Below are 22,250 nucleotides of genomic sequence, written 5' to 3'. Positions count from 1 at the left end.
TACGAGATCATGATATCAAGAAAAGCATTTTTAAAAGCAGGAGGTCTTACACTTTTTGGGATTGGGATTGGCGGAATACCCGCTTTTATGGCTCAGGCAGCCAATCTTGTGCAGGAACCAGCACTTTTCAAGAGAAGGAAAATTCTGGTAAGCATATTTCAGCGTGGGGCTATGGATGGCTTGATGGCTGTTAGCCCTTTTAATGATCAATTCCTGAAAGCCGCAAGACCCGCTTTATTTATGCCGGCTGTTAAGAGCGGGAATATTCCTTCATTAATAGATCTTGACGGACGATTTGGTTTACATCCGGCAATGCATGCCTTTGAATCTGTATTTCGTGAAAAAAATCTCGCTATTGTTCACGGGATGGGTTCGCCCAATAATACCCGTTCACATTTTGATGCCCAGGATTATATGGAATCGGGAACACCTTTTAATAAAGGAACATCCAGTGGCTGGCTGAATAGGGCTGTTGGAATGCTTGGGCATGAAGCAACACCGTTTCAGGCTGTAAGCCTGACTTCATCAATGCCCCGCTCATTGTATGGTGAAATGCCCGCTTTGGCAATAAGCAATCTGCAGGACTTTTCAATCCAGATGCGGGGTAATCCAATGAACGCCAATCGGATTTCAAAAAGCTTTGAGGAGCTCTACGACCAAACTGCTTCAGGATTATTAAAAACTACAGGTAAAGATAGTTTTGATGCGGTTAAAATGCTTCAAAAGACTGATGTAAGAAATTATAAACCTGCTAATGATGTGGTTTATCCAACCAGTCCGCTTGGTAATTCTTTGAAACAGATTGCTCAATTAATAAAAATGGATGTGGGACTGGAAGTTGCATTTGCTGAGTCAGGAGGTTGGGATACCCATTTTAATCAGGGGGCAGCTAATGGGATATTTGCGAGGAATGTGACTGATCTGAGTCAGAGTATCATCGCTTTCTGGAAGGATATGGAAGTTTATCAGGATGATCTGACTGTTATGACCATGACCGAATTTGGGAGAACGGTTAAACAAAACGGTACTGGCGGTACTGATCATGGCAGGGCATCCTGTAATTTTATACTGGGTAAGGATGTGAACGGAGGAATTGTTCATGGAAAAGTGGATACCCTTGCACCAGAAAATCTGGAAGATGGAAGAGATCTGGCTGTTACTACTGATTTCAGGAGTATTTTCTCGGAGCTTGCAGAACATCATCTTCAGATCAAAGACAAACAACAATTATTTCCAGGATTTGAGGGAGTGGGAATTGGAGTTATGAAATAATTTAAGGTTTTCCGATTCTGATCCTACACTATATTTCGTATAATCAATACACAATTTCCTTTATAATGAGCGATGTTTAGAATTCGGGCAATTGGAATATTGTTCAGTGTTGAATAGATATATTTTAATCAAAAGTATAATTTGTAATCTTAATAGATAATAAATGTCACCTTGAGATAATTTAAAGGCATTTTATCTAAATAACTATCCTAAGTAAAATATTCAGGTAAACCTGTATTTAGTTTTTCGGGTTCATATTTATCGGGGCACTCCCTTTGCTTTAATAAGGTAGATGGAGATCTTTATAAAAAACATGGTTTGCACCCGCTGCAAAATGCTAGTAAAATTCGAGCTTGAAAAACTTGGAATTTATTGTCATGAAATTGAGCTGGGAAGGGTTAAAACAATTAACACGCCAAGCATTGAGCAACTCCAGGATTTCAGGCTTGCATTAGAAAGTGCCGGACTTGAATTAATCGGTAATAGAAAGATTATACTCGTAGAAAAAATTAAGCATATCATTATTGAATTGGTTTATAATTTTGATGAGCCACTCAGAACAAATTTCTCAGATTATTTGAGTAATAAGCTGGATTTTGATTATACCTATCTTGCAAATATATTTTCTGAAACCACTGGTTCCACTATTGAACAATTTATTATCAGAATCAGAGTCGTCCGTGTAAAAGAATTGATTTTGTACAATGAGTTAAACCTAACTCAGATTTCCTGGAAACTGCACTTCAGCAGTGTGGCACATCTCTCGTCACAGTTCAAAAAAGTAACAGGAATGACTCCCTCTCAATACAAAAATATTACTGAATGCAGCCCTATGCTCCATCAGAATGTGTGAATTATGTAATTTATCTCCAGAATAGTATAACATTCGGAATGGTTTCGTTGGGTAGGTTTGTTATAGTCCTATGGTCTGTAGAATTCGCACTTTGGGACTTATAAACCTATAAAAAACCTATTATGAACAAAAAAATTACTGTTTTTAGTAATAGCCCACAACTGAGTAAAAGCAAAGGCTATTATACAATTAGCAAATCCATAGCTTTTATGGCTTTACTTTTTGTGGCCTTTCTTGCAGGATGTAAGAAAGATGATTTTACCGATGAGGTTGTCGGACTTTGTCCGACGGTTACTACTGACCCGATGGACAAGGCTGTTGATGTGCCGCTAAATAAAGTTATAACGGCAACATTTAATACCGTAATGAAGGGATCTACCATTAACAATTCAACATTTGTTATCAGGCAGGGAACAACCCAAATTTCAGGAAAAATAGCACCAACATCTGATGCAGCTGTTTTTACATTTGATCCCGATGTGGATCTTTTGCCATTTACAACCTATACCGGAACAATAAGCAAATCTGTTACAGATACCTTACGTACCGCAATGGTCGCTGATTATGTTTGGTCATTCACCACAATTCCAGTTCTTTCGGTATCAGCAGATCCAATTGCTGGTGGAACAGTTACTGGAGGCGGAGCATTTGCTCAAAGTTCAGTAGTAACGGTAAGTGCGGTACCAGCCGCGGGATATACATTCCTTAACTGGACTGAGTCTGATAATGGTCCGGCAGTTTCTAACAGTGCGAGTTACCAGTTTCCTATGAATGGAAACCGAACGCTTATCGCGAATTTTGAACCTATTCCAATTGGTCAATTTGCTGTGGTATTGTCAGCTAATCCAACTGCAGGCGGAACAACAATAGGCGCAGGTTCGTTTGATGCAGGTTCAAGTGTAACTGTATCAGCAAGAGTAAACGCAGGTTATACCTTTGTAGACTGGACAGAAAACGGTGTCAGAGTTTCAACGAGTTCGAACATTCAGTTCACACTTAATGCAAGCAGAAACTTTGTTGCTAATTTCAGAGCAATTCCTGCATCACAGTTTGCAGTTCTTTTAACATCAAGTCCTGCCTCAGGCGGAACAACTGATGGTGAAGGTGCATATGCAGCCGGAACATCAGTGACCATAACTTCAGTAGCAAATACAGGTTATACCTTTACAAACTGGACAGATCTGGCAAGCGGAGCGGTTGTTTCTGCAAGTCCGAACTATACGTTCGCTTTGACTGCTAACAGAACTTTGGTTGCAAATTTCTTATTGAATACCTATACGCTGACTGTTAATGCAGTAAATGGTACGGTTTCAAAGGCACCCGATCTGGCGACTTACAATCACGGAAGTAATGTAGTTCTAACAGCAACACCTGCTGCAGGCTATGTATTCTCTTCCTGGAGTGGTGATGCTACAGGTACAACGAATCCACTTACTGTAAACATGACCAGTAATAAAAATATCACAGCAAATTTCACTGCGATACCAGCTAATCAGTATACTCTTACAGTTAATGCAGTGAATGGTTCGGTTGCAAAAGTTGCCAATCAGCCAACTTACACCAGTGGAAGTACGGTGGTACTTACTGCTACAGCGGCTGCAGGTTATACCTTCTCATTCTGGAGCGGAGATGCTACAGGTTCGGTAAATCCTTTAACTGTGACCATGAACGCCAATAAAAATATCACAGCTAACTTCACACCACTCGCGGCAGTTGGCCCAACAGCTGTTAATCTTGGAACAGCCGGAGACTTTGCGATTCTGACCAAATCGGGAATCTCAACAACCGGTGTAACTTCAATTACAGGTGATATTGGTGTTAGTCCTGCAGCAGCAACTGCTATGACTGGCTTTGGTTTGATTATGGATACGAACGGGCAGTCTTCTCATACGCCAATTGTTATTGGAAAGGCCTACGCATCTGATTATGCAGCTCCAACACCGGCCAAGATGACAACAGCAGTAAGCGACATGGAAACTGCCTTTACTACAGCAAATGGTTTAACCACCCCTGCGCCGATTGTAGATCTTTATGCCGGTGATATCAGTGGAAGGATCCTTCCTCCGGGACTTTACAAATGGAGTACTGGTGTTTTAGTTACCAGTGCAGGTGTAACACTTACCGGTGGTCCAAATGATACTTGGGTATTCCAGATTGCACAGAATCTGACCATTAATAATAATGCGAAAATTACATTATTAGGTGGAGCGCAAGCTAAAAACATCTTCTGGGTGGTATCAGGACAGGCTACCATTGGTTCAAACGCAAATGTTAGTGGAAATATTCTGAGTAAAACTCTTGTTTCAATGAATACTGGTTCAAGACTAACAGGAAGGTTATTGGCACAAACTGCTGTGACATTAAATGCAAGTACAGTTCTTAAGCCATAACAAATTCGAGTGAATCTCTCCGGCATGGCCGGGGAGATTTTATAAGGAATATTATTTACACAAAATATTAAAGAGAAATCTCATGTTAACAATAAATAAAATAATGCAGCGATGGGCCATCTTAGTTTTGATGATCATGTTTGCTCAAAGCAAGGCCGAGGCACAGACCTCGCAGCCAACCTGGTGGTTTGGAGTATCAGGAGCAGCCAACTTGAATTTTTACGATGGAACAACCCAAAGAATGAATAATTCATTATTTGTTCCATCAGCCTTTCACAAAGGTGAAGGTGTCAAACCATTTGGCTCATTTTTGATGGAATTTCGCCCCGGACCATATTGGGGAGGAATGCTGAATATTGGCTATGATGGCCGTGGCGGACAGTTTGATGGCGTGATTGCACCCTGTGATTGCCCGGCTACACTTGAAACTAATCTAAGTTATATAACTGTTGAACCTAGTTTACGTTTAGGCTCACCGAAATCAAATCTGTACTTTTTTGCAGGCCCGCGTGTAGCCTTCAATCTTGCAAAAGATTTCTGGTATACTCAGGAGAAGCAACCTGATACAGAAGGTGAATTTAGTGCAATCCGTAAAACGCTGTTATCAGGTCAGGTTGGAGTGGGATATGAATTCCAGCTTTCTCCTGCGAGCAGTGTTAATAAAGCTGTTTTATCACCTTTTGTTTCTTATCATCCATATTTCGGTCAGGATACCCGTACCATTGAAAGCTGGTCGGTTTCGACACTTAGAATCGGTGCAGCACTTAAATTCGGAAAAGGAAAAGCTGCTGCAATTATAGAGGAGGTAGCTCAGGTTGCAGTACCTGTACGTGATGTTACTTTTACGGTTCGTGCTCCTAAATATGTTCCATTGAAGCGTCAGGTCAGCGAAACTCTTCCTTTGCGTAACTATGTATTTTTCGATGAAGGATCATCCCAAATTCCAAATCGTTATGTCATGCTGAGCAAAGACCAGGCAAATTCATTCAGAGAAGTACAATTACAAAGTATTCAAACTGAAAGTATGACCGGTCGTTCTGCACGTCAGATAAACGTTTATCATAATATTTTGAATATCACTGCTGATCGTATGCGATCAAATCCAGGGAGCAGTATCTCGTTGAGCGGAGCTTCTTTAAAAGGCCCGAGAGAAGGTAAAGAATTCGCAGAAGCAATCAAATACTATTTTGTTGACAGGTTTGGTATTGATGCAAACCGAATTACAACTGATGGCCGTACCAAACCATTAATTCCATCAGAACAGCCCGGAGGAAGTAAAGAGCTTACCCTTCTTCGTGAAGGAGATCGCCGTGTAGATATTGTAAGTTCTTCACCGGAATTAATGCTTGAAGTTGGTGGCGGTATGATGAAACCAATAACCATAGATGCAATTCAGGTTGATCCAATGGATAGCCATGTTGTATTCCAGGTTGGAGGAGCTAAAGAAATTCTTAAAACCTGGTCTATGGATATTTCCAATGATCAGGGTAATACACAACATCTGGGTCCTTTTACCAGGGATTTAGTGAGTGTACCGGGCAAGAATATTCTGGGCGATCGTGCTGAAGGTAATTATAAAGTAGTAATGACTGGTGAGACCAAAAATGGTTTAACTGTCAGGAAAGAAAGTATGGTCCGTTTGGAGCGTCAGACCGAGACATTAGAAAAAGCTTATCGCTTTAGTATTTTATTCGATTTCGATAAAACAAAAACCATTGATTCTTATGAAAAATTCATTGTTGAAACGATTGTTCCATTGATTTCAGATGGTTCAAGAGTAATTATTCATGGTCATACCGACATCATTGGATCTGATGAATATAACAATACATTATCTGAAAGCAGAGCTATGCAAACTCAAAAAATAATTGAGCGTGCTTTGAACGCAGCAGGTAAGAGAAATGTACGTTATGAAACCATTGGTTATGGAGAGGATATCAATCAATCACCTTTTGATAATAATACTCCTGAAGAACGTTTCTATAACAGAACAGTAATTATCGATATTGTTCCTAATTAAACTACTAAAATCTTTTTTTGTTTTCAAAGGACGGGAGAAATCCCGTCCTTTTTTGTTAATAAAATTAAAATCAATTCTTCTCCGGGAATCACTTTCAATTCGGGGAGTAATAAAAACTAATTGATTGAACAAGAGCGTATTCCCGATTTCAGTTCTACTATACTGATTTTTATCCATTTATCTAATTATCTTGAGGGGTCTGGTAATAAACAGAACGCATTAATTTAAATATGAAAGTGGTCGAAAATTTCTCAGATTTCAAGCAGCAAATAGAACAAATTGCGTCAGTAGAACACCTGATGCCTGGAGTAGTGATTATTCATGATCTCGAGGGTAAGGTGATGTGGATGTCGAAGATGGGATTGGAACAGCTGGACATCAGTATGGAAGAACTTCTGAACAGCTCTGCAGAAGACTACTATTCCCGGTATTTTAATGAATCGGATGCTAAAGATTACGTTCCGAAAATCTTAGGTTTACTTGAAAGAAATAACGATGAGGAGATCATAACTTGTTTTCAGCAGGTAAGATATCGTGAGGATTTGGGTTGGACCTGGCATATGAGCAGCACGAGGATATTCTATCGCGATGAGCAAAACAGGCCTTTGTATACTATAACGATCTCATTTCCAATAGATGCGATGCATCATATGGTCAATAAGGCAGGTAAGCTTCTGGATGAAAATAATTTTCTGAGACAAAACCATCACCGTTATTGCCGGCTAAGTAAAAGAGAGCGGGAAGTATTAAAACATATGGCTTTGGGGAAATCATCATCCGAAACTGCGAATGAGCTTTTCATTTCATTAGGAACAGTTGATACCCATCGAAAGAATATCCGAAAGAAGCTGGAAACAAAATCCTATTTTGAATTAAGTCAGTATGCTCGTTCATTTGACCTGATTTGAGAACGATTGCATATTAGGTATCAAAATTTGAGATTTGGTTATTAAATCACTTAATTCCTGTTATTTAAAGCCAAAAACCAGTTTTACACGTAAATAAAGCAAATCGATATTAAAAAAGATAAAAGATGGAAAATCATTATTACAAGGCCAGTGATCTTGGAAAATTCGGTAATATAGCTGAATATCAGAAAGAATTGGCCGATAAATTCTTTTCTTACTATGGGGAAGTATTTAAGGACAGCCATTTGACAGCAAAAGAAAAATCACTGATTGCATTAGCAGTTGCGCATGCTGTACAATGCCCATATTGCATTGATGCTTATAGTAGTGATGCCTTCGAAAAGGGTTATAGCGAGGCACAAATGATGGAAGCTGTTCATGTGGCCTCTGCAATAAAAGGTGGTGCGGTTCTTGTTCATGGTGTACAGATGATGAACAAGGTCAAAGAAATAGGAATGTAATAGTGTATGATTAAGTCATTAAAAGTTTTGCACCATCCTTTAGCAGATTCTGAAAATCAGCTTGAGGTACTTGAAAACTCCTTAGGGAGTATTCATCCGACCTTTAATGAGAAACTAGAGCTGAGCGGAATTTATCCACTGCGGGCCTCTGGTATTGACATTCTGCAGCTAAATCTGGGGAAAATGTGCAACCAAACCTGCAAGCATTGTCATGTTGACGCAGGGCCTGACCGAAAGGAAATGATGAGTCGCAGCACGATGCAAATATGCCTGGATGTACTTAAAAACTCGGATATTGATGTAGTTGATCTTACCGGAGGTGCTCCTGAACTCAATCCTGATTTTCGCTGGTTAGTAGAGCAAATAAAGAAACTAGGAAAGCATGTGATAGTGAGATGCAATCTGACTATCATCCTGGCGAATAAACGTTTCCATGATCTGCCGGATTTCTTTAAACAACATCAGGTAGAAGTAGTTTCCTCCCTACCCGGTTTTACACAGGATCGTACCGACAGGCAACGTGGTGATGGTGTTTTTAATGACTCAATCAAGGCCCTCCAAATGCTTAATCTGGTGGGTTACGGACAGGAGGGGAGCGGATTGGTTCTGAACCTGGTTTACAATCCTGCAGGAGCTTTTCTGCCCCCATCACAGGTAGCACTTGAGAAAGAATACAAAATGGTACTTGCTTCAAGATATGGCATCGTTTTTAACCAGCTTTTCGCGATTACGAATATGCCCATCAGCCGCTATCTCGATTATTTATTGAGCTCCGGGAATTACAGCAGGTATATGGATAAACTGATATCAGCTTATAATCCTGCATCAGTTCAAAATCTCATGTGCCGCAATACACTTTCCGTTGGTTGGGATGGATATTTGTATGATTGCGATTTTAATCAAATGCTTGACCTTAAAGTAAGCGCTTCAGATAGCCAGCATATCTCAGATTTTGATTTTGCGATACTTAAGAACAGGAATATTGTTGTAAAGCAACATTGTTTTGGATGTACCGCAGGCGAAGGATCCAGTTGTGGAGGAAGCCTTACATTTTAAATGAACATGCTCAGCACCACCGCATTAGTGATCTTTGTCAGAAACCCAATCTCAGGGCAGGTAAAAACGCGTCTGGCAAAGGATATTGGTGATGAAAGGGCCCTTGAAATTTATCTTCAGTTACTTCAGCATACCCTTGAAATTACAAGAGGCCTAAGTTTCAGAAAATTTATTTACTATGCGGATGAAGTCAGTGATTATGACCTTTGGAGTGTTCCCGGTTATACTAAAAGAAAACAAAATGGAAATGATCTTGGAGAGCGGATGCTTAATTCTTTCAAAGAGCTTTTTGATCAGGGTTTTACCCGGATTATCATTATTGGCAGTGATTGTTTACAGTTAAAAACGGAAACTCTGGAGGAAGCGGTTGCTTTACTGGATTCTAATGCAGCTGTTATTGGTCCTGCAAGTGATGGAGGCTATTATCTGCTTGGATTAACTAAATTTTACCCTGATTTATTTATCAATAAGCCATGGAGCACGAATCAGGTTTTTGCAAAAACAATCGATGATTTCGTTAAACAGGGCATTTCTTATGCCTTACTCGAAGAGCTTAGTGATATTGATGATGTCACAGACCTTGAGGAAAATGGAATTTCCATTTAGAGAACAGGTGGGTACTCATCAGAAGCTCAATTTATTTAGATAATTTAGCTGAATGCCCATCAAAAAAAAATCCCTGCCTGAAGAAAAGGACAATTTTCATCCCCGGAACAGACACAGGCATCGATATGATTTCCCGGAACTGACCAAAGCTTGCCCTGAACTGGCAGAATATGTTTCGCCAAACCAATTTCAGGATCTTTCTATTGATTTTTCAAACCAAAATGCAGTTAAGGCTCTTAATAAAGCCTTGCTCAAGCAGTTTTATAATGTTGGCTTATGGGATATACCTGAGGGCTTTCTATGTCCGCCGATACCCGGAAGAGCAGATTATATTCATTATGCGGCAGATCTGCTGATCGGAGCGGATGGAAAGCTTCCTAAAGGCAAACATATTAAAGTACTTGATATAGGGGTAGGAGCAAATTGTATTTATCCCCTGATCGGTCATTATGAATATGGATGGACCTTTGTCGGTACTGAGATCGATCAGCTTGCCAGCCGTTCAGCAGCAAACATTATTGAAGCTAATGGACTTTCAAAATTCATTAGTGTGCGCAGACAACGTAATGCAGATCAGATTTTTACAGATATCATTAACCCGGGCGAAAAATTCAGTTTAAGTATCTGCAATCCGCCTTTTCATACTTCAATGAAAGAAGCCGCAGAAGGGACTGCACGAAAATGGAAAAATTTGGGTAAGGATAAAAAGGAAGGGATCGACCTGAATTTTGGTGGTAAAAATGCAGAACTATGGTGTGAGGGCGGGGAGGAGCGTTTTCTTTTGCGGATTATCGAAGAGAGTGCCCTTTTTGCCCAGTCGGTTTTGTGGTTTACTTCTCTGGTTTCAAAAAAGGAAACCCTGGCAGCATGTTATAAGGCACTGGAAAGATTGGGTGTAAAAGAGGTGAGAACAATTGACATGAAACAGGGACAGAAGTCGAGCAGGGTACTTGCCTGGACTTTTACTGATGAATAAATCTGCAGAGACAAAGAATTAAATTTTTGTGTCTCTGCAGAAATTCATTTCATAAGACGAAATTCTTAAGTCTTATTACCTCAATGCCGCAACCTCAGCCGTAGTCACTGCATCCGAATTATTCCCCCAGCTTTTGCGGATATAGGTCAATACCTCAGCAACCTGATCGTCATTCAGGAAGCTGCCATGTGCCGGCATGGTTTCACTGTATGGTAATCCTTTAACTGTGATCGGACCGGACAGACCTTTAAGAACTACATTGATCAATCTGGTCTTATCACCATTCACCCATTCAGATTCACTTAATGGGGGGAATCTTCCGCCATCACCTTTTCCATCACGCTGATGACAGGCACCACAATACATCGTATAAACGGCTGATGCAACCACAGGTTTACCGCGATCAAGATCATCTTTTATTGGATCAGGGTCTTTGATATTGCTTGCAGTTTTCTTCCTGATCACCATTTTTGCCAATTGAGCAGTTCCGAACTTCGTTTTATCTCCTTTAAACATTACCCTCCAGATCTTTCCTTTTTCTGTCTCACTGATATACAAAGAACCATCCGGACCTTCGGTAATTCCCATTGGACGGTAACCTGCTGAATTTGCAGTTAATACCGGATCAGTTTGGATAAATCCATCTGCAAAAACCTCCCACGGACCAGTAACGACTCCGTTTACCATCGGAACGAATGCGACAAAATATCCCCCCTGAGGGTAAGGCTGGCGGATTGTAGAGCCATGCAGGACTACAAATGCACCTTTTTTATATCTGGCAGGTAGCTGGTTACCCTGGTAGAAAAGAATATCATTCGGAGCAAAGTGGCCCGGGAAACCCATTACTGGTTTTGTTAGTTTGGCGCCGTTTCCTTCTTTAATCTTATCACCACCATATTCAGGATTAAGTAATTTCTTTCCTTTCATGTGATCATAGTAATAATATGGCCATCCACCATCAATTCCCTGATGGACTTTAAAAAGTTCTTCTGACGGCAGAACAGCACTTTCCCATGGGGAATACATACCCGGCCAAAGCATTCTGAAATTATCCCTTCCGTGAACTACCGCATAAAGTGAATTACTGGCCTTATCCCAATCCATTCCAACGATACTACGCATACCAGTTGCATATCTGAGGCCCTGTTCCTGCTTTTGGTTTAGTTTGTTCTCATCAAATTTCCAGATTCCACCGTGGTCAATTAATTGAGGGCATCCTTCACCGGGAATAACCGCATCGGGTTTTCCGGCACCCATTGATCCCGGGCGACCATTAGTACAAACATCAGAACCGGCTCCCCAACCCACATACATATAACCCTTGCCATCAAATGCCAGAGGTTTTGTTTGATGGGAATGGCTTGGCGGATTGTCGATAACTATCGTATCGATCTTACTGTCGGGAACTAACTGGCCTGGTTTCAGCTTCTGACGGTAAACAATCAGATTGGAACTGTAATAGAGATAGCCATTATGGATTTTCATTGCAGTACCATACTGCCCGCTTTCATATTTATTGAAATGGGTGATGATATCAGCCTTGCCATCACCATCCGTGTCTCTTAAAGCCACATTGCCGTATCCTTCAGTAAGTGCATGAAGACGGGTTTTTACATAAATATCACCATTGCTGTTTACTGCAAGATGCCTCGCATCACCCTTCAGGCTATCGACTACCGCCAGGGCTTCAAATCCATCGGGAAGAACCAGCCCTGCATTATTCGGATCCCCCGGAGGCAATTTGGGAGTTTGGTAAAGTGTAAATCCATATACTATGAAAAACACAGCTAATAATGCTATGACATAGAATTTTGAAATTTTTTGCCGGCGAACAGATTGTAAAATTTTATTCATTTCAAATGGTTTTATAGTTTAAAAGAAGGCGCTTAAAATCCTGCAATACAAGTCTATTGAAAAGAAATTGTAATGGAGGTTTCTATCTTATATTTTACAGAGTGGTGAGTTGTCTGTTATCAGTTGTCTGCAATTTAGCAAATTGTCAAGTTAGGTAGTATTAGTAAATATCCTTAAATCCAAATCTCAAATGAACCCGAATTTAGTCTTGATTCCTAATGCTCAAACCTTGACTGTCATCCTGACACTGGAGGGATCTCATGCCTATAAAAACTGATTTTCATCTGTAAAATGTTTAGAAATAGTCAATATTCTTGAATATAAAATTATAAATGAACCCGGATTTAGTCTTGATACTTGATTCTTGGCTCTTGATACTGACACACTAGCAAGTGACTTACGAATTTAAACGCATGATGCCTAGGTAAATTCGTAAGTCTGAAAACCAAATTTCAAATGAACAAGGATTTAGTCTTGATTCCTGGTTCTTGGCTCTTGATACTATTTAATAAAATTCTCGTACAAACTATTCACCCCGGCCCGCAGAACATCATTAATACCTTTTGTATAAGTAGGATTACAACCATTGGTAATCACTACAATTCCGAATTTCTCTTTAGGATGGAAAAACATTGCGCTGTATAATCCATATGCCGAACCGGTATGTCCAACCATCATTTTACCGGGTATCAGATCATCTAAGTTTGTCAGGGCGAGGGCATAACCTTCTTCATCAGCTACTTTAGTCTGCATTAGTTTTGCACTCTTTTTCGACATAATTCTCCTGCCTTTATATTTACCCATATTCATGTGCATGCTCATGTATTTTGCTAGGTCAGTGGCAGAGATCTTCATCCCCCCGGTCGGTGAGAAAATAGGGGTTGTATAACCCATTACATAATTTCTTATTTCCTCACGTCTTGGATTATAAGCTGCAGGAGATGGTTTAAATGTCTTTGTTTTGGCATCATACTCATGCAGTGTTGCAAAACGGCTTGCATCCAGTGAGTCTACATTGTAACCACCATAAAGTTTGAGTGGATTCAAAATATGGTTTTTAACATAATTGTCGAAACGTTCACCACTTAGTTTTTCAATAACAGTGCCCACCATATTGTAATTTAAATTACAATATCTGTACCCTGCTCCCGGAGCATAATCGCTGTAACATTTAGCCCAATCCGGGTTTTTTGAAGGATTAATTGCATCCAGCGTGAAATAACCCTGACTATCATTTATACTCGATGTATGCGATAGTACCATTCTCAATGTGATTACCTTGTCGGGGAATTTTGGATTCCTGATTTTGAAACCTACCAGATCACTAAAATCATCATCCAGTGAAAGCTTTCCGGCTTCTCTTAATTGCATAATAGAAGTTGCTGAAAATGACTTGGATATGGATGCAATCCGGAAGATATCTGTATCCGAAAGAGGAGCTTTTGTCTCAATATTCTTTAAACCGAAAGAATTGGCATAAATGATATCGCCTTTTTTTACTACGGCAACAGAAAGACCCACCACATCCAGTTTTTTCATTATTTCACGCAAATCTGCTTCAGCTTTTTCATTTTGAGCGAAAACAGAAAATGTGCAGGAGAGCAGAAACGCAAGGGATAATATTTTTGGAGAAAATGCTTTGATCATCGTTTTAATTTTTAATAAATCTATAAATATTTTCCAAGCTGTCAGGCTTTATTGGATAACATTCCTTATGGTTCGCATATTCTTTAAGGATTAGAAATAAAAGACTTAATTAATTAGATTTTTTGAAAAACATCAGCCTTGCCGGGAGCGCTCCCGAAAATCGGGACTGTTCCCGAAAATATTTTTATCAATGGCTTAAGACAAAGTTTTAATCTTAACAATACATTTATATAAGTGTTTCATTCAGAGCAATGAATGTAAGGGCTTATTAATAAGTACTCAACAGGATAGGGTTTAAGTGTCTTAAATTAATGAGAGGTATTTAACGCAGATTTTAATTAATTATGAGTCCAAATATAGATACCATAGTCATCTTTGTCTTTTCGGCATTCGTATTATGCATAGGACTTGTTTTCGCAAGAACAGGAATTAATTTAAAGTCATTTTTTGCGGGAGGAGAGTCAGTTCCATGGTTTATCGGCGGATTATCGCTCTTTATGAGTTTTTTCTCTGCAGGTACATTTGTAGCCTGGGGTTCAATAGCTTATAAATACGGATGGGTAGCAATTACCATCCAGTGGACCATGTGTATTGGGGCTTTGATCAGTGGAATGTATCTTGCTCCCTTATGGAAATCTACGGGTAACCTTACCGCGGCAGAGTTTATCAAGGAGCGCCTCGGTCCTCAGGTACAAAAGACCTATATCTATATTTTTATGCTGGTTTCTTTATTTATTAAAGGTACCGTATTATATCCGGTTGCAAAGCTTGTCAGCGCTTCATTGGGTTATCCATTAATGCCTTCCACTATAGTGCTGGGCTTATTTATGATCGCATATACGGCTGTTGGCGGACTTTGGGCTGTTATGGTAACTGATATTCTTCAGTTTGTAATATTAACTGCGGCTGTACTGATTATCCTTCCCCTGTCATTTGATGCTGCAGGAGGACTCGCAAAGTTTCAGGCGAATGCTCAGGAAGGATTTTTTGAACTGATTAACGGGGAATTTACTCTGGGATTCATCATTGCATTTACACTTTACCATATTTTTTACATCGGGGGCAACTGGACCTTTGTACAGCGTTATACCAGTGTTAAGGATAGTAAATCGGCCAGAAAGGTAGCTTACCTTTTTGCGGGTCTGTATCTGATCAGCCCGGTGCTATGGATGCTGCCACCAATGATTTACAAGACTATTAATCCTTCTCTGACTGGTCTTGATACAGAGAATGCTTATTTAATGATCTGTCAGCTGGTGCTCCCTCCGGGATTATTAGGTTTGATGCTTACCGGAATGTATTTTTCAACTTCTGCATCCGCAAATACAACCTTAAATGTTGTTTCAGCCGTATTTACTAATGATATTTATAAAGGCAGGATCAATCCTGCGGCAAGCGACCGTAAGCTAATGCGGGTTGCGCGTCTGTCATCCTGGCTAATTGGCCTAGGGATGATCGCAATTGCGCTCATGGTGCCATATATCGGTGGTTTGGTGAATGTGACCATAAGTGTGGGTGCAATCACCGGTGGTCCGATTTTAGCTCCACCGATCTGGGCATTGTTCTCCAAAAGACTTAGCGGAAAAGCCACACTGATCATCACTTACGTAAGTTTAGGAATCAATCTGATATTTAAAATCATTTTACCCTTCCTTATTGATTTCAAACTTAGCCGGGCAGAAGAAATGCTGGTTGGGGTAGGTGTACCTCTGCTGCTTTTGATAGGCAATGAGATCAGGGCTTATTATGCAAATTATATGAGTTCACAATATATGGAATTTAAAGCCCTGAAAAACTCAAGAAAGGCTCAGCAGGCTAATTTAAGTGAAGAAGAGATCAGCGAATCATTACAACAAAATAAATTTGGTTTAAAAATAACTGCCTTTGCATTGGCGTTTACTGCATTTCTCTTATTGGTCTTAGGTTTAATTACTGGAGAGAATATTGGTCTTTTGGGGTCGATAGCTGCCCTGATTTTTGTGCTGGCACTGATACCCTGGAGGGCATCAAAAAGGATCATATTCTATTCCAAAGGTTAGTCTATCCATTGATATTAATTTATAATTTATGATTAAAAGTGAGTTTTCTTCTGCCGGTCGTTCAATTTATGAACGTCCAATGAATGCTGATCTGGTTATCATTGGAGGGGGTATCGCAGGTACATGCGGAGCCATTGCTGCTGCAAGGGAGGGTTTAAAGGTTATTCTGGTGCAGGACAGGCCCGTACTTGGTGGAAACGCCTCCAGTGAAGTGAGATTGTGGATTTTAGGAGCGACTTCCAGCATGGGGAATAATAATCGCTGGTCGAGGGAAGGTGGTGTATTGAGTGAAATCCTGATTGAGAATATGTACCGCAACCCGGATGGTAATGCAATCATTCTTGACACTATTTTGCTGGAAAAGGTGAAGAATGAGCAGAATCTAACGCTTCTTTTAAATACTGCGGTTTATGAAGTTGTAAAATCAGGTCCTGATATGATCAGTGAAGTAATTGCCTTTTGCAGCCAGAACTCGACCCGTTATATTTTATCAGCACCTTATTTTTGTGATGCATCCGGAGACGGTATTGTGGCTTTTCAGGCCGGTGCTGCATTCAGGATGGGAGCAGAGTCAAAGGATGAATTTGATGAGGGGTTTGCACCTGACAAGGAATATGGAGAACTTTTAGGACATTCCATTTACTTCTTTACAAAAAATGCCGGTCGTCCAATAACATTTACTGCCCCATCTTATGCTTTAAAGGATGTTTCTTCTATTGTTAAATACCGTTCTTATGATATCAGTGATCATGGCTGCAAACTCTGGTGGCTTGAATACGGGGGCAGGCTCGATACTATACATCAGACCGAAGAGATTAAATGGGAATTATGGAAAGTAATCTATGGTATTTGGGATCATGTTAAAAACTCAGGGAAATACCCTGAAGCTGAAAACCTGACTCTTGAATGGGTTGGACATATACCTGGTAAGCGGGAGAGCCGGCGTTTTGAAGGAGATTATATGCTCTCACAGAAGGATGTTGTTGAACAAAGGGAGCATCCGGACGCTGTCTCTTATGGTGGCTGGTCATTGGACCTGCATCCGGCCGATGGAGTTTTTAGTGACAGGCCGGGATGTAATCAATGGCATTCAAAGGGGATATATCAGATCCCGCTTCGATGCATGTATAGCAAAAACATTAAAAATCTCTGGTTAGCCGGCAGAATTATAAGTGCCAGTCACGTGGCATTCGGTTCTGCTAGGGTAATGGCCACAGTATCTTATTCGGCGCAGGTTCTGGGTCTGGCGACTCAATATTGCCTGAAGAACAAGATTACCCCTTCAAAACTCGCTAATTCTTCAAAAGTTCAGGAGTTGAGGCAGGAACTGATGCAAAGGGGACATTTTATTCCTGGATTGAAACCGGAAAGGACGAATTTAGCGCATAAAGCAGGTATCAGTGCCAGTTCTGAATTTAAACTTAAAGAATTAAAGGCTGATGGAAGCTGGCAGAAACTTGAATATTCTACTGCACAGCTATTACCGGCTGCCCCTGGAGATCAGATAAAGATCAGTTTTGAGATCGATGCAGAAAAGACTACAATTTTAAGCCTTCAATTACGTGTCAGTGCCAAACAAATCAATTACACGCCTGAGATAATCCTGGAGAGCCGTGAAATTCCTGCCGCAGCGGGAAAGAGTACAATAAGCGTTGATTTTGATCAAATAATAGGGGAGGAACAGTATGTTTTTGTCTGTATTCTTAAAAATGAACTTGTTTCAGTTCAAACCAGTAAGATGTTCCTTACAGGAACCATGATGTTAATGAACCGCTACAATAAAGCCGTAGCAACAAGCGGGGTACAGTTACCACCCGATGGGATCGGAATCGACACCTTTGAGTTCTGGCTCCCTTCAAGAAGGCCGTCAGAGCAAAATCTGGCCTTTAAACTGTCTGCTGCACTCAAACCTTTTAAAGTTTCAAACCTGAATAATGGATTCTGCCGTCCAACAAATGCTGCTAATGCCTGGGTAGCCGATCTTAGTGATGTAAATCCTTGTGTAACCTTAAGCTGGGATGAAACTGTTCAGATCAGGCGGATTGTGTTATTTTTCGACTCAGATTTTGATCATCCGCTCGAGTCAACCCTCAGGGTTCATCCAGAGCGTATTGTGCCCCATACAGTCAGAAATTATAAAATAATGGATGCCTCAGGCAACCTGATCTTTGAAAAAACTGGTAATTATCAGACAGTTAATGAAGTGATATTCGATAAGGCAATAAGTACCTCTTCCATCAGGATTTTCCCTGAACATCCTGCAAGTAATGTTCCGGCAGCAATATTCGAGGTGCAGGTCTTTTAGATGAATTAAAACATTAGGAATCAGTTAGGTTCTGGTTCCTGTAACACGCTGGAGTTTCTGACTATCAGCTTTGAATCGAGGGTTTTAGTAACGGCTTTCCATTGTGAGACCTCCTTGTCCATGAGGTCGAGCAATAATTGCATCGCAGTACTGCCCATCAGTCTTTGTGGCTGAGCAACAGTGGTCAGACTGGGTTCGATAAGGTCGGAGCCATAGTCGTTACTGAAACCAACGATTCCTATTTCCTCCGGAATACGGATTCCCATCTTTTTAATTGTTTGGATCGCCTCGACTGCTGCCGGATCATTTACAACGAACAATCCGTCAGGCGGACTTTTAAGATCCATTAAGTGTTTGATATAGATCTTTACCTTACCAATGGTTAGATCATAGGGGATGATCAGAGATTCATCTACCGGTATTTTATGCTTTTTAAGGGCATCCAGATATCCTTTCAAGCGCTTTCTGCTTGTGATTAAGGAATCAGGACCTGCCAGATGGGCAATTCTTTTTTTACCTGTAAGGATAAGATGTTCAACAGCTCCAAATGCAGCTTCATAATCATTGATCACCACTTTAGGTACTATCATTTCATCACAAACACGGTTGAATAAAACAATTGGAATGCCCTTACGTTCAAAAATTTTCAGGTGTTCATAGCTTCGGGTTTCTTTTGTGATTGAGACTAGTATTCCATCAACCTGGCTGGCCAGCATGACCCTGGCATTTTCTACTTCGGTTTCAAATTTTTCGTTCGACTGGCTCACAATGATATTATAACCATGCTTGCTAGCCATTTCCTGTGCACCAATCACCACCTGTGGGAAGAATGAAGTATTGAATTCAGGAACAATGATCCCAATCAGGTTGCTTTTTCTTGAAATCAGATTGATTGACAGCATATTACGCTGATAGTCCAGCTTTTCGGCAAGTTCAAGAACTGCTTTCCGTGTTTCAGATTTTACTTCCGGATGGTTGGTTAAAGCCCGTGAAACGGTAGACTTGGATATATTTAATTCCCTGGCGATGTCATATATCGTGGTCTGGTGGACTTTCATTTTAATACTGATTGGGTATAAAATTAAAATAAAATTTGATGAATGGTTATTGGGAAGGTAGAGTAGATTTTAATTAAACATTTGAAACCGGAGGATTAATCTAACCTGAAGTGGATATAAGGAAGGTTAATATATTACAGTTATAATTGGTCAGATAAGGCACTGGACTCACAATTATTAGATTTTGGAAAGCAATATCTGTGTGTTATAGGCAGGCACAGTCCTTTCCTACGGAGTATTTCCGGCAAGAAATTGCGTTCTGGTTCAAATTACGAATAGCCGGAAGATACTTCCTCCGGCAAGGTTTATTTTACCCGGAGCTGTTTTTCATCGGGACCAACAGCCCGGCAAAAGGACCACCTGCCATTTGAAATAAACCAGGTAAACTCATATTAATTTAAGATAACAATAAAGAATGAATATGGAAAAACATCAAAGCCTGATATTTTCACATCAGGCTTTATATTCTTGATTTATAAATTAAAAATTTCCCTTAGCTCATTATTAATGAGCAGTCGCATTTTTATTCTAAAACCAATTCTCCAAGTGCAGCTTTCGTAAATCCTTTTAACTCATCACTCTGACCATTTTTAATCTTTTTAACCCAGTTAGGGTCAGCCAGTAGGGGGCGACCAATAGCAACGAGGTCAAAGTCACCGCGATCCATACGCCTCATCAGCTCATCCAGATTGCTGGGCTCAGAACTTTCACCAGCAAATGCTGCTAAAAATTCGCCTGTTAAACCGACAGAACCAACGGTGATCGTGGCTTTACCGGTAATTTTCTTTGCCCATCCTGCAAAATTAAGATCTGATCCTTCAAATTCAGGCTCCCAGAAACGGCGCTGAGAACAGTGGAAGATATCGACTCCGGCCTCCGAAAGCGGATTTAGCCAATATTCCATTTCCTGAGGAGTTTTGGCCATTTGATTGGTATATGCAGAAGGTTTCCACTGTGATAATCGAATAATTACTGCAAAATCTTCACCCACCTGTTTGCGCACTTCTTTGACTACCTCCACACCAAAACGGCTGCGATCTGCAAGTGTTTTTCCACCATATTCATCAGTACGTTTATTGGTGCCATCCCAAAAAAACTGGTCAATTAAATAGCCATGTGCTCCATGCAGCTCAACACTATCAAAACCGAGACGCTTGGCATCAGCAGCCGCTTTTCCATAGGCTATGATAGTATCTTCAATATCCTTTTTGGTCATGATATTACCGTTTTTGAAATCCGGACGGTTTAAGCCAGACGGACCCTCAAATGGCTGTGCAGGCAACCAGCCGGAACGATGATTATCCATAACACCCATATGCCATATCTGCGGAGCCATACTGCCTCCAGCTTCATGAACCTTGTCGATTACTTTTTTCCATCCGGCTAAGGATTGTTCACCATAGAAATGGGGGATATTAGGATCATTTGAGGAAGATACCCGGTCAATGACCGTACCTTCAGAGAGAATCAATCCCACTTCGCCTTCTGCCCGCTTTTGATAGTATGCTGCTACAGTATCTGTAGGAATGCCATTTGGAGAAAACGAACGCGTCATTGGCGCCATTACAATGCGGTTTTTTATATTGAGTGATTTCAGGCTGAACGGCCTGAATAAACTGTCTGTATTCATACTATTTTTTAAATTTAATTAGATTTCTTTTTGAATAACCTGGCTTAAAAGCTCAAAAGCCTCTTCATTACGCTGGTAATAGGTCCATTGACCAATCCGGGTTGATTTGATGAGTCCGGCTCGCTGCAGAAGCGATAAATACTCAGAAACAGTCGACTGGGTAAGTCCTGCCTTTAGTTGGATCTGTCCAACGCAAACCCCATGTTCAAAACCGGCATGTTGTTTTTGATCCGGGAAGTTTAATTCCGGTTCCTTAAGCCAATTAAGGATTTGCAATCTCGTCTTGTTTGACAGTGCTTTGAAAATTTCTACCTGATCCACTGTGCAAAGATATATCGGAAATTCTCGATATTCCAATTTATTAGCAGAGATGACATGGGGGTGATATTTTACGGAAAAAACTATTAGGCTAAAACCCGCCCGGATGAACTCCGTTCCGCCTGGCCCGAAAACGAACAAATTATTTAACCCCAGCTAAGGCTGGGGCCTATTGAGCGACCGTACTAGTGTCATGCCATAAATATTATGACGAATCGAACGTTGGGATAGGCACCTCGCTCAATAGCCCGGAGCTTTAGCTCCAGGTTAAGATCCGGTTTTCAAATCGGGCTTCAGCCCAAAATCTAAGCGACCAGAACGAAACAAATACCGGTGCTTCAGCGCCGCAATACCGATAAACAATCCACGCCCACCATTCCCTAATCCGAATTTTTAATATTCCAAAACTTTCAAATATTGTGGTCTAAAAAGCCCTGCAATGTCATTTATAAAAATAATTATCCATTGTGTTTGGAGCACAAAAAATCGAATTCCATTTTTAAAATCATCGAAATTCCGGAATGAATTATGGGAACACATTCGCCAAAATTCAAAAAAGAAGAATATCCATATAGATACCATAAACGGATATGATGAACATTGCCATTGTCTCATTTCTTTAAAAAGCGATCAATGTATTAAAGATGTTCTAAAACTAATCAAAGGAGAATCTTCGAGATGGATCAACCTGAGAGGGGGATTTACCAATTCGTATGCATCAAAATTTGAATGGAGGATGAATACCTGGCAATTTCTGTTTCTGAATCCAATTTAGCAAGGGTAAGAGAATACATTAAAAATCAGGAAAGGCATCATAAGAGAAAATCATTTGAAGAAGAATACAATAGTTTTATTGA

The 22,250-nt window shown here is 40.4% G+C and carries 17 protein-coding genes; 12 read left to right on the top strand and 5 right to left on the bottom strand.

What is annotated here, in order from left to right; translation table 11 throughout:
• Positions 1-9 precede the first annotated feature (9 nt).
• The 9 genes from VGE44_RS06140 to rlmF all read left to right on the top strand — a co-directional run bounded on the left by VGE44_RS06140 (position 10) and on the right by rlmF (position 10,542).
• Positions 10-1,272 carry a DUF1501 domain-containing protein gene (locus tag VGE44_RS06140; protein WP_331076990.1) on the top strand — a complete coding sequence of 421 codons (1,263 nt, stop codon included), beginning with the start codon at positions 10-12 and terminating at the stop codon, positions 1,270-1,272.
• Positions 1,273-1,606: 334 nt separating this feature from the next.
• Positions 1,607-2,125: an AraC family transcriptional regulator gene (locus VGE44_RS06135; RefSeq protein ID WP_331076988.1), complete on the top strand. Its 519-nt coding sequence runs from the start codon at positions 1,607-1,609 to the stop codon at positions 2,123-2,125.
• Between the two features lie 122 nt (positions 2,126-2,247).
• Positions 2,248-4,515 carry an InlB B-repeat-containing protein gene (locus VGE44_RS06130; protein ID WP_331076986.1) on the top strand — a complete coding sequence of 756 codons (2,268 nt, stop codon included), beginning with the start codon at positions 2,248-2,250 and terminating at the stop codon, positions 4,513-4,515.
• 82 nt (positions 4,516-4,597) lie between these two features.
• Positions 4,598-6,535 (top strand): OmpA family protein, encoded by a 1,938-nt coding sequence (locus VGE44_RS06125; RefSeq protein ID WP_331076984.1) that lies wholly within the window; start codon positions 4,598-4,600, stop codon positions 6,533-6,535.
• Positions 6,536-6,765: 230 nt separating this feature from the next.
• Positions 6,766-7,443, top strand: coding sequence for a response regulator transcription factor (locus VGE44_RS06120; protein WP_331076982.1), 678 nt, complete (start codon positions 6,766-6,768; stop codon positions 7,441-7,443).
• Positions 7,444-7,568: 125 nt separating this feature from the next.
• The gene (locus VGE44_RS06115; RefSeq protein WP_324484152.1) at positions 7,569-7,904 is read left to right on the top strand and encodes an arsenosugar biosynthesis-associated peroxidase-like protein; all 336 of its coding nucleotides are present in this window, start codon (positions 7,569-7,571) and stop codon (positions 7,902-7,904) included.
• A gap of 6 nt (positions 7,905-7,910) precedes the next feature.
• Positions 7,911-8,960, top strand: a complete 1,050-nt coding sequence (gene arsS / locus VGE44_RS06110; RefSeq protein WP_331076976.1) for an arsenosugar biosynthesis radical SAM (seleno)protein ArsS — start codon at positions 7,911-7,913, stop codon at positions 8,958-8,960.
• 6 nt (positions 8,961-8,966) lie between these two features.
• Positions 8,967-9,566, top strand: a complete 600-nt coding sequence (locus VGE44_RS06105) for a TIGR04282 family arsenosugar biosynthesis glycosyltransferase (protein ID WP_331076974.1) — start codon at positions 8,967-8,969, stop codon at positions 9,564-9,566.
• A 52-nt stretch (positions 9,567-9,618) separates the two neighbouring features.
• Positions 9,619-10,542, top strand: a complete 924-nt coding sequence (gene rlmF, locus VGE44_RS06100) for a 23S rRNA (adenine(1618)-N(6))-methyltransferase RlmF (RefSeq protein ID WP_331076972.1) — start codon at positions 9,619-9,621, stop codon at positions 10,540-10,542.
• 75 nt (positions 10,543-10,617) lie between these two features.
• On the opposite strand, the gene VGE44_RS06095 is transcribed toward rlmF, so the two are convergent.
• Both VGE44_RS06095 and VGE44_RS06090 read right to left on the bottom strand, forming a co-directional pair.
• Entirely contained in the window at positions 10,618-12,396 is a 1,779-nt protein-coding gene (locus VGE44_RS06095; RefSeq protein WP_331076970.1) for a c-type cytochrome, read from the bottom strand.
• Positions 12,397-12,897: 501 nt separating this feature from the next.
• Entirely contained in the window at positions 12,898-14,043 is a 1,146-nt protein-coding gene (locus tag VGE44_RS06090) for a serine hydrolase domain-containing protein (RefSeq protein WP_331076969.1), read from the bottom strand.
• Between the two features lie 344 nt (positions 14,044-14,387).
• Between VGE44_RS06090 and VGE44_RS06085 the strand changes: the two genes are divergently transcribed.
• Complete coding sequence (locus VGE44_RS06085; protein WP_331076967.1) at positions 14,388-16,082, top strand: sodium:solute symporter family protein; 1,695 nt, start codon at positions 14,388-14,390, stop codon at positions 16,080-16,082.
• 28 nt (positions 16,083-16,110) lie between these two features.
• The gene (locus VGE44_RS06080) at positions 16,111-18,387 is read left to right on the top strand and encodes an FAD-dependent oxidoreductase (RefSeq protein WP_331076964.1); all 2,277 of its coding nucleotides are present in this window, start codon (positions 16,111-16,113) and stop codon (positions 18,385-18,387) included.
• 20 nt (positions 18,388-18,407) lie between these two features.
• On the opposite strand, the gene VGE44_RS06075 is transcribed toward VGE44_RS06080, so the two are convergent.
• The 3 genes from VGE44_RS06075 to VGE44_RS06065 all read right to left on the bottom strand — a co-directional run bounded on the left by VGE44_RS06075 (position 18,408) and on the right by VGE44_RS06065 (position 21,396).
• Positions 18,408-19,445, bottom strand: a complete 1,038-nt coding sequence (locus tag VGE44_RS06075) for a LacI family DNA-binding transcriptional regulator (RefSeq protein ID WP_331076962.1) — start codon at positions 19,443-19,445, stop codon at positions 18,408-18,410.
• A 523-nt stretch (positions 19,446-19,968) separates the two neighbouring features.
• On the bottom strand, positions 19,969-21,075 hold the full coding sequence (locus VGE44_RS06070; protein WP_331076960.1) for an NADH:flavin oxidoreductase: 1,107 nt from the start codon (positions 21,073-21,075) through the stop codon (positions 19,969-19,971).
• 18 nt (positions 21,076-21,093) lie between these two features.
• Positions 21,094-21,396: a metalloregulator ArsR/SmtB family transcription factor gene (locus tag VGE44_RS06065; protein ID WP_331076958.1), complete on the bottom strand. Its 303-nt coding sequence runs from the start codon at positions 21,394-21,396 to the stop codon at positions 21,094-21,096.
• Between the two features lie 436 nt (positions 21,397-21,832).
• Between VGE44_RS06065 and VGE44_RS18420 the strand changes: the two genes are divergently transcribed.
• Positions 21,833-22,168, top strand: coding sequence for a transposase (locus VGE44_RS18420; protein ID WP_414649290.1), 336 nt, complete (start codon positions 21,833-21,835; stop codon positions 22,166-22,168).
• The last annotated feature ends 82 nt before the right edge of the window (positions 22,169-22,250 follow it).

The sequence above is a fragment of the Daejeonella sp. genome, assembly GCF_036405355.1.
Classification (GTDB): domain Bacteria; phylum Bacteroidota; class Bacteroidia; order Sphingobacteriales; family Sphingobacteriaceae; genus Daejeonella.
Note: the sequence above shows the minus strand (reverse complement) of the source record. Positions and strands in the feature narration are given on the sequence as shown.